Source organism: Aliiroseovarius sediminilitoris (genome assembly GCF_900109955.1).
Taxonomy (GTDB): Bacteria; Pseudomonadota; Alphaproteobacteria; order Rhodobacterales; family Rhodobacteraceae; genus Aliiroseovarius; species Aliiroseovarius sediminilitoris.
In genome coordinates, this window is sequence record NZ_FOJB01000001.1 from 1,405,566 (window position 1) to 1,420,763 (window position 15,198).

Below are 15,198 nucleotides of genomic sequence, written 5' to 3' on the forward strand. Positions count from 1 at the left end.
CAATGGCTTTTGATTACGCACGTGCAACGAAATACTTCCTGCTGATGGATTTCGTGAAGGGGTTCGGGTTGGGGCTGAAATACTTCTTCGCGCCCAAGGCGACGCTGAACTACCCGCATGAAAAAGGTCCGCTGTCGCCCCGTTTTCGGGGTGAGCACGCGCTGCGCCGTTATCCCAACGGGGAAGAGCGTTGCATTGCCTGCAAGCTCTGCGAGGCGATTTGCCCGGCACAGGCCATAACGATTGACGCCGAACCCCGCGACGACGGCTCGCGCCGCACCACGCGCTATGACATCGACATGACCAAATGCATCTATTGCGGCTTCTGTCAGGAAGCCTGTCCGGTGGATGCCATCGTGGAAGGCCCGAACTTCGAGTTCGCAACCGAGACGCGCGAGGAACTGTTCTATGACAAGGCCAAACTGCTTGAGAACGGCGAACGCTGGGAAGCCGAGATTGCCCGCAATATCGAACTTGATGCGCCGTATCGCTAAGTGACCGCGAAGGATAACCCATGAACGATTTCTCCAAACTATATGCACAGATGATGGAGCAGGGGCAGGAAATGCTCCGCAACTTCAACCCTGCTTTGGAGACGTTCAAACCGCAGGGTTTTGACAAGATGCTGCCCACCATGCCGAAAGACATGATGGACATGATGTTTGGCAACGCCTTCAACAAGGACGGGTTGGACGCGAAAACGCGGATGCTGATCACGCTGGCCGGGCTGACCGTGCTGGGTGCGCAGGCTGAGCCGCAGATCAAGCTGACCGTGCGCCACGCCTTGGAAGCGGGTGCAACTGAAAAAGAGATCGCCGAGGTGATCTATCAAATGTCGATGCTGGGTGGTCTTCCGGCCATGACCCGTGCATTGGAACTGGCGCAAGCCGTGTTTGACGACAACGAGGAGGGGGACGCATGAGCGTTGCCGATTTCGCATTTTACCTCTTTGCCCTGACCACCGTGGTGGGCGGGTTCTTTACCGTGATGGCAAGAAACCCCGTCCATTCTGTCTTGTGGCTGATCACCGCTTTCGTTGGCGCCACAGGGCTGTTCGTTCTGCTGGGGGCCGAATTTGTCGCGATGCTTCTGATGATCGTCTATGTGGGCGCAGTAGCGGTTTTGTTCCTGTTCGTTGTGATGATGTTGGACGTGGACTTCGCCGAGTTGAAGGCCGAGATGTCCAAGTCGTTGCCGTTGGCACTGTTGATCGGTGTCATCCTGTTGATGGAGTTGAGCACGATCTTCGGGGTCTGGCAATTCTCGGACGGGGCCGAAGCGGCGCGTGCCGCCGTAACACCGGCTCTGGACGTTGCACATAACACGCAGGCGCTGGGGCAGATCCTTTACACCGACTACATCCTGCTGTTCCAGCTGGCTGGCTTGATCCTTCTGGTCGCCATGATCGGCGCCATCGTTCTGACGCTGCGCCACCGCACCAATGTGAAACGTCAGAATGTGATCGCCCAGATGCACCGCGACCCTGCCAAGGCGATGGAGATCATCGACGTGAAACCGGGCCAGGGTTTGTAAGTGGGACTGCGAGCAAAGCTGTGATGAAAACGAATAACAAGACTGGGGCGCGCTGCACCGGCAGCCAAGCCCGGAACGAAGGGACGCAAGCACATGGTTGGACTTGAACATTATCTCGCGGTTGGGGCGGCCCTGTTCGTCATCGGCATATTCGGGCTGTTCCTGAACCGCAAGAACATCATCATCCTGTTGATGTCGATCGAACTTATGCTGCTTGCGGTGAACATAAACCTCGTGGCCTTCTCGTCCTATCTTGGCGATCTGGCCGGGCAGGTCTTCACCCTGTTCGTTCTGACCGTTGCCGCCGCCGAGGCCGCCATCGGCCTGGCGATCCTGGTCAGTTTCTTCCGCAACCGTGGCACTATTGATGTCGAAGACGTCAACGTGATGAAAGGCTAACGGCAAATGGTACAAATCATCCTTTTTGCCCCGCTTGTCGGCGCGCTGATTGCAGGCTTCGGCCATCGGGTCATTGGCGACAAGGGCGCACAGGTGTTGACCACCGCGCTGTTGTTCCTTGCGGCGCTTCTGTCCTGGGTTGTGTTCTTGGGTCTTGGGTCCGAGACCCAGCAGATCCATCTGATGAATTGGGTGCAGTCCGGCACGCTGAGCGTTGACTGGTCGATCCGACTGGACCGCCTGACCGCGATCATGCTGATCGTTGTCACCACGGTCTCGTCGCTGGTTCACCTCTATTCAATGGGCTACATGGCCGACGATCCGCAGTTCGAAGGCGAAAGCTATCGCCCCCGTTTCTTTGCCTATCTCAGCTTCTTCACCTTTACGATGTTGACGTTGGTCACCTCCGACAACCTGTTGCAGATGTTCTTTGGCTGGGAAGGCGTGGGCGTCGCGTCGTATCTGCTGATCGGCTTCTATTACAAGAAACCGTCGGCCAACGCGGCGGCGATCAAAGCCTTTGTGGTCAACCGGGTCGGTGACTTCGGCTTTGCGCTGGGAATCTTTGGCCTGTTCTATCTGACCGACAGTATCCGCTTTGACGACGTATTCGCGGCCGCTCCCGCGCTGGCCGAGACCGAGCTTCGCTTCCTCTGGCGCGATTGGAACGCGGCCAACCTTCTGGCGTTTCTTCTGTTCGTGGGGGCCATGGGGAAATCGGCGCAGCTGTTCCTGCACACCTGGTTGCCCGACGCGATGGAAGGCCCGACCCCTGTGTCGGCCCTGATCCATGCCGCGACCATGGTGACCGCCGGGGTCTTCCTTGTCGTCCGCATGTCGCCTTTGATGGAATACGCACCGGAAGCCACCAGTTTCATCGTCTTCATTGGCGCCACGACCGCGTTCTTCGCCGCTACGGTGGGCCTTGTGCAGAACGACATCAAACGTGTGATCGCCTATTCGACCTGTTCACAACTTGGCTACATGTTTGTGGCTGCGGGCGTCGGTGTCTATTCGGTCGCCATGTTCCACCTGCTGACCCATGCGTTTTTCAAAGCCATGTTGTTCCTGGGGGCGGGGTCCGTGATCCACGGAATGCACCACGAGCAGGATATGCGGAACTACGGCGATCTGCGCAAGAAACTGCCCGTCACCTTTTGGGCGATGATGATCGGCACGCTGGCCATCACGGGGGTTGGCATACCGCTGACCACCATCGGCTTTTCGGGCTTCCTGTCGAAAGACGCGATCATCGAAAGCGCCTATGCAGGCACAAATGGTGGCTATGCCTTCTGGATGCTCGTGATCGCGGCCGTTTTCACCAGCTTTTACAGCTGGCGCCTGATGTTCATGACGTTCTACGGCAAGGCACGCGGCGACAAACACACGCATGAGCATGCACATGAAAGTCCCATGGTCATGCTGGTGCCGCTTGGCGTGCTGGCGCTTGGGTCGATTTTTGCAGGTATGATCTGGTACGGTTCGTTCTTTGGTGATCACAACAAGGTCAACACATTCTTCGGAATCGAGACGCATGCCGAAGCCGCAAGCGAGGACGGGGAAACCAATGAGAGCGTCATCGGTGATCAGACCGAAGACGCAGCCGTCGCAGATACAACCCAATCCGAGGGTGAGGACCCAGGCGGCACCGAGGATGACCCTGGCCACGCTGCTGTAACTCCCACCAGTCACGCAGAGGCTCCGAAAGGCGCGATCTACATGGCAGCCGACAACACCGTGATCGACGATGCGCACGATGCGCCCGCTTGGGTGAAGGTGTCGCCCTTCATTGCAATGCTGATCGGGTTGGCCACGGCGTTCTGGTTCTATGTCTTGGACAAAAGCGTTCCCAAGCGATTGGCCGACACGTTCCCGCATGTCTATCAGTTCCTGCTGAACAAATGGTACTTCGACGAAATCTACAATGTGATCTTCGTGAAGCCCGCCTTTGTCATTGGCCGCGTCCTGTGGAAACGGGGGGATGGCAATGTCATTGACGGCTTCCTGAACGGTGTTGCTATGGGCGTCGTGCCCTGGTTCACCAAACAGGCTGGCCGGGCACAAACCGGTTACGTCTTCTCTTACGCTTTCGCGATGGTCCTAGGCATCGTCGCTCTGGTGACAATCATGATCCTCTTCAGCGGTGGAGCGCAATAATGAACAACCTGCTTTCCATCATCACTTTCCTGCCGCTGGTCGCGGCTGTGATCCTTGCGCTGTTCCTGCGTGGCGATGACGAAGCGGCCGCCCGTAATGCCAAATGGCTTGCGCTGGCGGCAACTTTGGCGACCTTCCTGTTCTCGCTTCTTCTGCTGACCGGGTTCGATTCTGCTGACACGGGCTTCCAGTTCGTCGAAGAGGGCAGCTGGATCATGGGTCTTAAATACAAGATGGGCGTCGACGGGATCTCGGTCCTGTTCGTCATGCTCACCACCTTCATGATGCCCCTGACCATCTGGGCAAGTTGGGGCGTCAAGTCCCGCGTAAAGGAATACATGATTGCCTTCCTGCTGCTTGAAACGCTCATGCTGGGCGTGTTCATGGCGCTGGACCTGGTGCTGTTCTACCTGTTCTTCGAAGCGGGTCTGATCCCCATGTTCCTGATCATCGGGATCTGGGGCGGGAAAGAGCGGATCTATGCTGCGTTCAAGTTCTTCCTTTATACGTTCTTTGGTTCAGTCCTGATGCTGGTCGCGTTGGTCTATATGTATGTGGACGCGGGCTCGACCGACATTCCGACCCTGATGACCCACAAGTTTGGATCTGACACGTTCAGCTTTTTGGGCATTCAGATCGTGGGCGGTGTGCAGACCATGCTGTTCCTCGCCTTCTTCGCCAGTTTCGCGGTGAAATTGCCAATGTGGCCCGTGCACACCTGGTTGCCGGATGCACACGTGCAAGCCCCCACGGCGGGTTCGGTCGTGCTGGCGGCAATCTTGCTGAAAATGGGTGGCTATGGCTTTCTTCGGTTCAGCTTGCCGATGTTCCCTGTCGGAACGGATGTTCTGGCGACTTACGTGCTGTGGCTTTCGGTGATTGCCATTGTCTATACCTCGCTTGTGGCGCTGGTGCAGGAAGACATGAAAAAGCTGATCGCCTATTCGTCCGTGGCGCATATGGGCTATGTCACGGCGGGTATCTTTTCGCTCAATCAACAGGGTGTGGATGGGGCGATCTTCCAGATGCTGAGCCACGGTTTCATCTCGGGTGCGTTGTTCCTGTGTGTGGGTGTCATTTATGACCGGATGCACACCCGCGATATCGACGCCTATGGTGGTGTAGTGAACCGGATGCCAGCCTATGCGCTGATCTTCATGTTCTTCACCATGGCCAATGTCGGCCTTCCGGGCACCTCGGGCTTCGTGGGGGAATTCCTGACGCTGGTCGGCATGTTCCAGGCCAACACCTGGATCGCGCTTGTCGCCACATCTGGTGTGATCTTCTCGGCGGCGTATGCGCTGTACCTGTATCGCCGCGTGGTCCTGGGCGATCTGATCAAGGAAAGCCTGAAGTCAATCACCGATATGGACAGGCGCGAGAAGATGATCTTCGCCCCGCTGGTGTTCATGACCCTGCTTCTGGGTATCTATCCAAGCCTCGTGACCGACCTGATCGGCCCTTCGGTTGAGGCCCTTCTGACCAACTTCCACGCCGCCATTCCTGCTGACGTTGCAGAGATGGCCCAGACTGCATCGCATTAAGGGAGAGCGCAGATGAACTCTGTTGATATTCAAACGGTTCTGCCCGAACTCGCTTTGGCCATCTATGCGATGGTTGCCCTTCTGGGTGCGGTCTATACCGGCAAGGATGCACTGGCCAAACCGATCACATGGATCACCGGTGCCGTCATGGTGGTCATTGCGCTGATGGTCGCCGGGGGCGACGGGGCGACAGCGGCGTTCGGGGGCATGTTCCTTGACGATGCCTATGCCCGCTTTGCCAAGGTCGCGATCCTGCTGGCCGCCGCTGCGGTTCTGGTAATGGGCGAGGCGACGATGTCGCGTCGTGGTCTGCTCAGGTTCGAATATCCGATCCTCGTGGCACTTGGCACTGTTGGCATGATGATGATGGTGTCAGCAGGTGATCTGATGTCACTATACATGGGGTTGGAACTGCAATCGCTGTCGCTTTATGTCGTGGCGTCGCTGAACCGCGACAGTGTAAAATCGACCGAGGCCGGTCTGAAATATTTCGTGCTGGGTGCGCTGTCCTCGGGGCTTCTGCTTTATGGCGCTTCGCTGACCTATGGCTATGCCGGCACGACGCTGTTCTCTGGCATTATCGACGCTGCCAGTGACGGCCATGTGGGCCTTGGTATGCTGGTCGGTCTGGTCTTCGTCGCGGCCGGTCTGGCCTTCAAGGTTTCCGCCGTGCCGTTCCATATGTGGACGCCGGACGTTTACGAGGGCGCACCAACCCCGGTCACCGCCTTCTTCGCCACTGCGCCGAAATTGGCTGCGATGGCCTTGTTTGGTCGTGTTCTGTTTGACGCGTTCGGCCAGGCCATCGGTGACTGGCAGCAAATCATCGCGCTTCTGGCGGTGCTGTCGATGTTCCTTGGTGCCATCGCCGCCATCGGTCAGACAAATATCAAACGCCTGATGGCCTATTCGTCGATCGCGCATATGGGGTTTGCCCTGCTGGGTCTGGCCGCTGGCACGGAATACGGCGTTCAGGCGATGTTGCTCTATATGGCGGTTTATCTGACCATGAATGTTGGCACCTTTGCCTTCATCATGTCGATGGAACGTGACGGTCGCCCGATTGCTGACATCTCGGCGCTGAACCAGTTTGCTGTAAATGACAAACTGCGGGGGCTGGCAATGTTGGTGCTGTTGTTCTCGCTGGCCGGGGTACCACCGATGCTGGGATTCTTTGCCAAATACGGTGTGCTGATTGCGGCTGTTCAGGCGGGCCTGACATCGCTCGCCGTGGCCGGTGTAATCGCGTCGGTCATCGGGGCCTTCTATTACCTGCGCATCGTCTACTTCATGTATTTCGGGGAAGAAGGCGAGGGGCTTGAGCTTAACATGTCGCCCGCCGCTTGGGTGGCGCTGGTCGGATCGGCGGCGATTGTCGTTCTGGGTGTCGTGAACTTCTTTGGCATCGAAACTGCCGCCGCTGCGGCCGCTGAAGCCCTTGTCAAATAAAAGCCACACGGCTTGGCCCGAAGGCGTTGGCAAACGCATTCTGGATCAGGTCGACAGCACGAACGAAGAGGCCCGGCGCGTCGCGCCGGGTCTTTTGGGTCCGACATGGATCCTGGCGCATCGGCAAACTGCGGGGCGGGGGCGCAGGGGAAGGGCCTGGGCGGATCCCAAGGGGCATTTCTCGGCAACGCTGGTCATGCGCCCGTCCGAGCCACCCGCGCAGGTAGCGCTCAGAAGTTTTGTGACGTCGCTCGCGCTTTTTGATGCCTTCGTCATGGCCACCGGGCGTGCCGCTGCGTTTTCCCTGAAATGGCCCAATGATGTGCTGCTGAACGGCGGAAAAGTGGCAGGTATCCTGCTGGAAAGCGCAGGGATCGGGACGCAGGTCGGTCATTTCGCCATCGGTGTTGGTGTCAATCTCATCGACGCGCCCGTCGGTGTGGCAATTGAAAGCCGGGCCGTCGCGCCGGTCAGTCTTGCGGGGGAAACGGGTGTCAACCTGACGCCAGAGGCGTTTCTTGACTTACTGGCCCCGGCTTATGCGCAGCATGAGGCAACCTTTACCACCTATGGCTTTGCCCCGATCCGCGAGGCGTGGTTGGCCCGCGCCGCCCGTCTGGGCGAGGTGATCACCGCGCGGACTACGCGATCGGAACACCGAGGACGGTTCGACACGGTGGACGAAGACGGCAACCTTGTCCTATCAACGACCACATCCCGCGTGGTGATCCCCGCGGCCGAGATTTTCTTCTGAGGGGGGCGTCATGCTTCTGGCCATCGACTGCGGCAACACCAACACGGTTTTCTCGATCTGGGACGGCGACAGGTTTCTGTGCACCCTGCGCACATCGACCCACCATTCGCGCACCGCGGATGCCTATTTCACGTGGTTCTCGACGCTGATCAACCATTATGGGATCAAACCGGATATCGAGGATGTGGTGGTCAGTTCGACCGTGCCGCGTGTGGTGTGGAACCTGCGTGTGTTTGCAGATCGGTTCTTTGGATGCCGCCCACTGGTGGTTGGCAAACCCGATTGCCTGCTGCCGACACCCCCGCGCGTCGATCAGGGCGCCGTTCCCGGCCCAGACCGGCTCGCCAATGCGGTGGCGGCGTTCGAACGCTATGGCGGCGATTGCATGGTTGTCGACTTTGGCACCGCCACGAATATCGACGTGGTGGCCCATGACGGTGCCTATATCGGGGGGGTGATCGCGCCCGGTGTGAACCTGTCGCTTGAGGCTTTGCACCAAGGGGCAGCCGCGCTGCCCCATGTGGATGTGACCCAGCCTGACAAGGTGATCGGCACCAACACGGTGGACTGCATTCAATCGGGTATCTTCTGGGGCTATGTCGGCCTTGTGCAAGGGCTGGTGCAGAAGGTGAAAGATGAATACGGTCTGCCGATGAAAGTGATTGGCACCGGTGGTCTTGCGCCGCTGTTCGAGCAGGGCGCGCATCTCTATGACGAGATCGACCACGATCTGACCATGCATGGGCTGGTCAGCATTTACGAATATAATAAGGAACAGGGCAATATATGAGTGCTGACCGTCTGATTTACCTCCCGTTGGGGGGCGCCGGCGAGATCGGCATGAACGCCTATGTCTATGGCTATGGGAAGCGGGGCAAGGAACGGCTGATCCTTGTGGATCTGGGCGTCACTTTTCCGGACATGGACACGACACCGGGTGTGAACCTGATCATGCCGGATGTCACGTGGCTGGCTGACAATGCGGATCGTCTGGAAGCGATCTTCATCACCCATGCGCACGAGGACCATGTGGGCGCCGTCGGGCGGCTGTATTCCCGGCTGAAAGCGCCAATCCACGCGCGCCCCTTCACCCGCTACCACGCACAGCGGAAGATGGAGGAAGCCGGGCAGGTGCCCGAAGTGGTGATTGCCGCCGACAGCTACCCGCAGGTGATCGAAGCCGGGCCATTCAAGGTCAGCTTCCTGCCGCTCAGCCACTCGATCCCCGAAAGCGCCGGGCTGGTGATCGACACGCCCGCAGGTCGGATTGTGCACACAGGCGACTTCAAGCTGGATGAAACCCCCGTCCTGGGCGACGCGTTCGACGAGGTGTTGTGGCGCGAGATCGCAAAGCCCGGGAACGGCCAGCCTGTGAAGGCGCTGGTTTGCGATTCAACCAATGTATTTTCGACCCACCCCGGCCGGTCCGAGGCCGAGGTTGGCCCGGAACTGGTGAAACTGATCGGGGATGCGCCGCATATGGTGGTGGCGACGACCTTTGCGTCAAATGTGGCGCGGGTGAAGCAACTGGCCGAAGCAGGGAAGGCCGCGGGGCGGTCGGTCTGTCTGCTGGGTCGCGCGATGCGGCGAATGATCCAGGCGGGTGTGGAAACCGGCATATTGGCGGATTTTCCCACGACAGTCTCGGTTGAAGATGCACGCGATATTCCGCGCGAGAGCCTGATGTTGATCGTCACCGGCAGCCAGGGCGAGCGGCGGGCGGCGTCGGCCCAACTGGCGCGCGGCAAGTATATGGGGCTGTCCATGGCGGAAGGGGACATGTTCCTGTTCTCGTCCAAGACCATTCCGGGCAATGAACGCGGCGTGATCCGCATCATGAATGCGTTTTCCGAGATGGGCGTGGATATGGTTGCCGAAAGTGATCTCTATCACGTTTCGGGCCACGCAAACCGACCTGATCTGCAACGGGTGCACGATATGATCAACCCCCAGATGGTGATCCCGATGCATGGCGAGCATCGCCACCTGCGCGAACACGCCAAACTGGTGGAAGAGGGTGGCCGTAATGCGTTGGTCGTCGTGAACGGTGCGGTTTGTGACCTGACTGGGGACATCCCGCACATTGTCGAGCATGTGGACACAGACCGGATCTATCTGGATGGCGACATTCTGATCGGATCGCTGGATGGGGTGGTGCGTGACCGTATCAGACTGGCCCTGAACGGCCATGTGATTGTGAACGTGATTGTCGAAGGGGACGAACCATTGGGCGATCCCTGGGTCGAGCTGATGGGATTGCCGGAAATTGGTAAATCAAAAGCCCCGCTGGTGGATGTTCTGGAAGAAGATCTAGGGCAATTCCTGATGCGCGCCGGGCGCAAAACGCTGCGTGACGACGACAAACTGGGAGAGGAGTTGAAACGCCTTGCCCGTAAGGCCACCAATGACGAGATCGGGCGCAAACCCGAAGTGACCGTGGTGGTCAGTCGTCTGGAGTAGAAGATCGTGCCGCGCCATGCGCGGCAGCCTCCGGCGGGGATATTTTGGGGCCAGAAGAAAACGGGCCAAAGAAAAAGACCCGCATGTTCAGGTGCGGGTCTTTCTTGCTTATGCGAGGGCGAATTAGCCGGTGCGACGTTCGTCGAAGCTTTTGGCAATGAAATCGGGCAGGTGGTCGCCCATGCCGACCGATTTGTTGTCGCTCTTCTGGTTGCGGCGCTCGCTGCGGGCGCGCTGCGGTTTCTTTTCTTTCACCGGTTGCGCTGTGGGTTTGATCGGGGCGGCATCCTCCGGTTTGGCATCGGGCTTGCCGCGGCGGGGACGCTTGGGTGGGGCGCTTTCTTTCGCGTCATCATCGTCCTTGCGGGCTGGCGCGGGTTTTTCGTCCAACGGGTTGTCGACGCGGGGAATCTTGTTTTCGATCAGCCGTTCGACCGCATCAAGATTCTTTTCGTCGCGCGGCTCGCAGATCATGATCGCCTTGCCGTCACGCCCCGCCCGGCCTGTCCGTCCGATCCGGTGCACATAGTCCTCGGCATGGCCGGGAACGTCGAAGTTGAACACATGGCTTACATTCGGGATGTCCAGCCCGCGGGCGGCCACGTCAGACGCACATAGAAAGCGCAATGTTCCGGCGCGGAAGCCGTCAAGCACCTCGGTGCGCTTGGACTGTTCCAGATCGCCGTGGATCGGCGCGGCGTCATAGCCGTGTTTCTTCAGGCTTTTGGCAGTGGTGTCCACATCGGTCTTGCGATTGCAGAAGATAATCGCGTTGGTGCAGGCATCGCCTTCCCGGTCAATCAGGGCACGCAGGATCTTGCGCTTTTCGGTTGCTGCGCGATCCCGGCGCGAGGCTTTGAACATGCAAAGTTCCTGGGTGATCGTCTCGGACGCGGTGGCCTGACGGGCCACTTCAATCCGGGCCGGGTTGGACAGGAAGGTGTTGGTGATCCGCTCGATTTCGGGCGCCATTGTGGCCGAAAAGAACAGGGTCTGACGGGTGAAGGGGGTGAGCGAGAAGATCCGCTCGATATCCGGGATAAAGCCCATATCGAGCATCCGGTCCGCTTCGTCCACCACCATGATCTGCACGCCGGTCAGCAAAAGCTTGCCGCGTTCGAAATGGTCCAGCAGGCGACCGGGGGTGGCGATCAGCACGTCAACGCCGCGATCAATCAACTGGTCTTGTTCTTTGAAGCTGACACCACCGATCAAAAGCGCCTTGGTCAGTTTGACGTGTTTGGCATAGGTGTCGAAGTTTTCGGCCACCTGGGCGGCCAGTTCGCGCGTCGGGCACAACACCAGCGACCGTGGCATCCGCGCGCGGGCACGGCCACGGGCAAGAGCCGTGATCATTGGCAGGGTAAAGCTGGCGGTCTTGCCGGTGCCGGTCTGGGCAATGCCCAGCACATCGCGCCCTTCGAGCGCATGTGGAATGGCACCTTCCTGAATGGGGGTCGGGGTCTCGTAGCCCGCTTCGTCGATGGCTTTCAGCACCTTGGGGCTGAGTTTCAAGTCAGAAAATTTGGTCATGTATGTCCTGTTTCACGGACAACACTGGCCCGTGCGGATGGGAAGGGAAGGCCCGTATGGCCGGTGCGCAGGTCTTGCGTCCCTTCAATATGCCCTGTGGGTAAAGAAAAACCGGGGCGCGGTCAATGACATGGGTGGGTTTGTGGTCAATCCAGGTGAGGCTTTGGAATTGTTGCCACAGTCGGGACGCTATGATGCAGGATTGGCCGGTATCCCGAGCGGAGAACTCCGATCAACGGGGCTGGGGTCAAAACGACCTGCGGACCCAGTGGTTTGATGGCTTTGGGGCCGTAACCGCCGGTCCGAAAAGGATAGATATAGGCGTCAAGGATCAGGTGAGGGGTGCCTGCGTGCAGGATGAAGCTGCCATTTGGCAAGGTTTCCGCGTCGGCGTGATGTCGGATCTGCGCCCGTGTGTGGCTGACCCGGCTGTGGTGTAATGTTCTGTCGATTTCTTTATGGCCAACCGTGCTGCACTGCGCTGTGTGCCACGCCGCTTTAAAAGCGCGATAGGCGTCGGGGCGGCAATAGGCGCAGGGACGGTGGCCTGCGGTCAGGGCGACGGCCTCGTCAAGAAAGAACAGCGGTGTCCATCCGCGTGCGGGCGCAGGGCCATGATACCGCCCTTTGGGGTGGCTCAGGGTGCAAATGATCCAGTGCTGGTGTTTCCAGCGCGACGTGCCAAGTTTGCCGCCGGTGAAAGGCAGGATCCCGCGATTTCCGGTGAACATGCCGCGTGCTGAATCTGCGACGATCTCACCCGTTGGCAACACGCGGTTTTGCAAGGGCGAGCGGCGCGACAGGGACATCGGGTCAGACCATCATTTCCTTCGTCGCAGACAGTTTCAGCGCCGGATAATCACGTTCAACCCGGTCGATATCCCATTGAAGGCGCGTTAGAAACACCGGATCGCCGTCATTGTCATGCGCGATGTGCTGCTTGTTGGCATTCACCAGCTTTTCAACCTCATCCTTTGCACCAATGATCCAGCGGGCCGATGTGAATTGCGAGGCTTCAAAGCGCACGGGCAAGCCATACTCCTGTTCAATCCGACTGGCCAGCACCTCGAATTGAAGCGCGCCGACAACACCGACGATGAAACCCGATCCGATATTGGGTTTGAACACTTTGGCAGCGCCTTCTTCGGCAAACTGCATCAGCGCTTTTTCAAGGTGCTTGGCCTTCATCGGATCGCCCGCGCGCACGCCCTGTAAAAGCTCGGGTGCGAAAGATGGGATGCCGGTGGCGCGGATCATCTCGCCTTCGGTCAGGGTGTCGCCGATGCGCAACTGTCCATGGTTCGGGATGCCGATGATGTCGCCCGCCCAGGCTTCTTCCGCCAATTCGCGGTCCGAGGCGAGGAAAAGCACCGGGTTGGACACCGCCATCGGTTTCTTCGACCGCACATGGGTCAGCTTCATGCCGCGCTTGAAATGGCCCGAGGCCAGCCGCATGAAGGCCACGCGGTCGCGGTGTTTTGGGTCCATGTTGGCCTGCACCTTGAACACGAAGCCTGCGACCTTGGTTTCCTCGGGTGCGATGGCGCGGGGGCTGGCCTGCTGGGGTTGCGGCTCGGGGCCATAATCGGCGATGCCCTGCATCAGTTCCTGCACCCCAAACGAGTTGATGGCTGAGCCGAACCAGATTGGGGTCATGTGACCTTCCAGAACAGATTGAGGGTCGAGCGTGGGCAGCAATTCGCGCGCCATTTCGACTTCCTCCAGAAATTTTTCAAGCATGTGCGCGGGCACGTGTTGGGCCAGTTTGGGGTCGTCCAGCCCGTTGATTTCAACGGTTTCGGCGACCACATTTCGGTCGGCGCGGTCCATCAGCTCCAGCCGGTCATTCAGAAGATCATAGCAGCCAAGGAAGTCGCGGCCCATACCGATGGGCCAGCTTGCCGGGGTCACATCAATGGCGAGGTTTTCCTGAATTTCATCAATGATGTCAAAGGTGTCCCGGCTTTCGCGGTCCATCTTGTTGCAGAAGGTCAGGATCGGCAGATCGCGCAGGCGGCAGACTTCGAACAGTTTTTGAGTTTGGCTTTCCACACCTTTTGCGCCGTCGATCACCATCACTGCGGCGTCCACGGCGGTCAGCGTGCGATAGGTATCCTCGGAAAAATCCGAGTGGCCGGGCGTGTCCACCAGATTGAAGCGATACTTGCCGAAATCGAACGACATCGCCGAGGCCGAGACCGAGATGCCCCGATCCTGCTCCATCTTCATGAAGTCTGACCGCGTGCGCCGCGCCTCGCCCTTGGCGCGCACCTGTCCGGCCATCTGAATGGCGCCACCATACAAAAGGAATTTTTCGGTCAGGGTCGTCTTGCCGGCGTCCGGGTGGCTGATGATCGCAAAGGTGCGACGGCGTGCAATCTCGGGCGGCAATTCGGGGCGGTTTGATGCGGTGTCTAACATGGGATGGCATATAGCGACGGGGGCGGGGCGGCGCAATAAGGATGCGCTTTCCTCGATCCGAAGGCCCTGCTAGGTCTGGATGGAATATGGGCGACCAAAACGCCCCTCGGATATGGGAGAGACAAATGGATCTGGGAATATCAGGCAAACGGGCGCTCGTCTGCGCGTCGTCAAAGGGTTTGGGGCTGGGTTGCGCGCAGGCCTTGGCACGCGAAGGGGTGTCGCTGGTGATGAACGCGCGCAGTGACGGACCGCTTGACGCGGCGGCTGAAGCGATCCGTGCAGACACTGGCGCCGATGTCGTGACGGTTGCCGCTGACGTGACGACAGATGACGGGCGCGCACGTGTGCTGAAGGCAGCAGGCGAGGTCGACATCCTTGTGACCAATGCGGGCGGTCCGCCGCCAGGCATGTGGTCGGATTGGGACCGCGATGATTTCATTGCTGCGTTCGATGCGAACCTGCTCGCCCCAATTGCTCTGATGCAGGCACTTGTCCCCGGTATGGCGGAGCGCGGATGGGGACGGGTGGTGAACATCACCAGCTTCTCGGTCAAGGCACCCATCCCGGTTCTGGGCCTGTCCAACACGGCGCGCACCGGGTTGACCGGGTTTGTTGCAGGCACGGCGCGCCAGGTGGCCGGGCAGGGTGTGATCATCAACAACCTTTTGCCCGGCATCCATGACACGGACCGGGCTGCGGCACTGGACAAGGGCGTGGTTGACGCGCAGGGCGGCTCCATTGATGCGGCCCGTGCCGCCCGCGAAGCAACCATCCCCGCTGGTCGCTATGGCACGATCGAAGAATTCGGCGCCACCTGTGCGTTTCTGTGTTCGCAACATGCAGGCTTCATGGTCGGGCAGAACGTGCTTTTGGACGGCGGTGCGGTAAACGCGACGATCTAGGAGCGCGCTGCGGTTTTTTCTGGGTTGTTCTTGGGACTGCGAT

The 15,198-nt window shown here is 59.2% G+C and carries 14 protein-coding genes; 11 read left to right on the plus strand and 3 right to left on the minus strand.

Going from position 1 to position 15,198, the window contains the following annotated elements; translation table 11 throughout:
* Positions 1–2: 2 nt before the first annotated feature.
* The 10 genes from nuoI (at position 3) to BMY55_RS07080 (ending at position 10,296) form a co-directional block, all read left to right on the plus strand.
* Positions 3–494 carry an NADH-quinone oxidoreductase subunit NuoI gene (gene nuoI, locus BMY55_RS07035; protein WP_091429432.1) on the plus strand — a complete coding sequence of 164 codons (492 nt, stop codon included), beginning with the start codon at positions 3–5 and terminating at the stop codon, positions 492–494.
* A 20-nt stretch (positions 495–514) separates the two neighbouring features.
* Positions 515–922, plus strand: a complete 408-nt coding sequence (locus BMY55_RS07040; protein ID WP_091429434.1) for a carboxymuconolactone decarboxylase family protein — start codon at positions 515–517, stop codon at positions 920–922.
* Entirely contained in the window at positions 919–1,533 is a 615-nt protein-coding gene (locus BMY55_RS07045; RefSeq protein ID WP_091429435.1) for an NADH-quinone oxidoreductase subunit J, read from the plus strand. The genes BMY55_RS07040 and BMY55_RS07045 overlap by 4 nt, the downstream gene beginning before the upstream one ends.
* 93 nt (positions 1,534–1,626) lie before the next feature.
* Complete coding sequence (gene nuoK, locus BMY55_RS07050; RefSeq protein WP_091429437.1) at positions 1,627–1,932, plus strand: NADH-quinone oxidoreductase subunit NuoK; 306 nt, start codon at positions 1,627–1,629, stop codon at positions 1,930–1,932.
* A gap of 6 nt (positions 1,933–1,938) precedes the next feature.
* Positions 1,939–4,089 carry an NADH-quinone oxidoreductase subunit L gene (nuoL, locus tag BMY55_RS07055; protein ID WP_091429439.1) on the plus strand — a complete coding sequence of 717 codons (2,151 nt, stop codon included), beginning with the start codon at positions 1,939–1,941 and terminating at the stop codon, positions 4,087–4,089.
* Positions 4,089–5,633, plus strand: coding sequence for an NADH-quinone oxidoreductase subunit M (locus BMY55_RS07060; protein ID WP_091429440.1), 1,545 nt, complete (start codon positions 4,089–4,091; stop codon positions 5,631–5,633). Before nuoL ends, BMY55_RS07060 begins: the two co-directional genes overlap by 1 nt.
* A gap of 12 nt (positions 5,634–5,645) precedes the next feature.
* The gene (gene nuoN / locus BMY55_RS07065; RefSeq protein ID WP_091429442.1) at positions 5,646–7,082 is read left to right on the plus strand and encodes an NADH-quinone oxidoreductase subunit NuoN; all 1,437 of its coding nucleotides are present in this window, start codon (positions 5,646–5,648) and stop codon (positions 7,080–7,082) included.
* On the plus strand, positions 7,072–7,836 hold the full coding sequence (locus BMY55_RS07070) for a biotin--[acetyl-CoA-carboxylase] ligase (RefSeq protein ID WP_091429444.1): 765 nt from the start codon (positions 7,072–7,074) through the stop codon (positions 7,834–7,836). Before nuoN ends, BMY55_RS07070 begins: the two co-directional genes overlap by 11 nt.
* Before the next feature lie 10 nt (positions 7,837–7,846).
* Positions 7,847–8,626 (plus strand): type III pantothenate kinase, encoded by a 780-nt coding sequence (locus tag BMY55_RS07075; RefSeq protein WP_091429446.1) that lies wholly within the window; start codon positions 7,847–7,849, stop codon positions 8,624–8,626.
* Complete coding sequence (locus BMY55_RS07080; RefSeq protein WP_091429448.1) at positions 8,623–10,296, plus strand: ribonuclease J; 1,674 nt, start codon at positions 8,623–8,625, stop codon at positions 10,294–10,296. The genes BMY55_RS07075 and BMY55_RS07080 overlap by 4 nt, the downstream gene beginning before the upstream one ends.
* 123 nt (positions 10,297–10,419) lie before the next feature.
* Here the strand turns inward: BMY55_RS07080 and BMY55_RS07085 are convergent, their stop codons facing one another.
* The 3 genes from BMY55_RS07085 to BMY55_RS07095 form a co-directional block, all read right to left on the minus strand.
* The gene (locus tag BMY55_RS07085) at positions 10,420–11,829 is read right to left on the minus strand and encodes a DEAD/DEAH box helicase (protein WP_091429449.1); all 1,410 of its coding nucleotides are present in this window, start codon (positions 11,827–11,829) and stop codon (positions 10,420–10,422) included.
* Positions 11,830–11,975: 146 nt separating this feature from the next.
* A complete protein-coding gene (locus tag BMY55_RS07090; RefSeq protein ID WP_091429451.1) occupies positions 11,976–12,638 on the minus strand; it encodes a hypothetical protein in 663 nt (220 codons plus the stop codon).
* Positions 12,639–12,642: 4 nt separating this feature from the next.
* Positions 12,643–14,250: a peptide chain release factor 3 gene (locus tag BMY55_RS07095; RefSeq protein WP_091429452.1), complete on the minus strand. Its 1,608-nt coding sequence runs from the start codon at positions 14,248–14,250 to the stop codon at positions 12,643–12,645.
* Positions 14,251–14,375: 125 nt separating this feature from the next.
* Between BMY55_RS07095 and BMY55_RS07100 the strand changes: the two genes are divergently transcribed.
* Positions 14,376–15,155 (plus strand): SDR family oxidoreductase, encoded by a 780-nt coding sequence (locus tag BMY55_RS07100; RefSeq protein WP_091429453.1) that lies wholly within the window; start codon positions 14,376–14,378, stop codon positions 15,153–15,155.
* Positions 15,156–15,198: the final 43 nt, after the last annotated feature.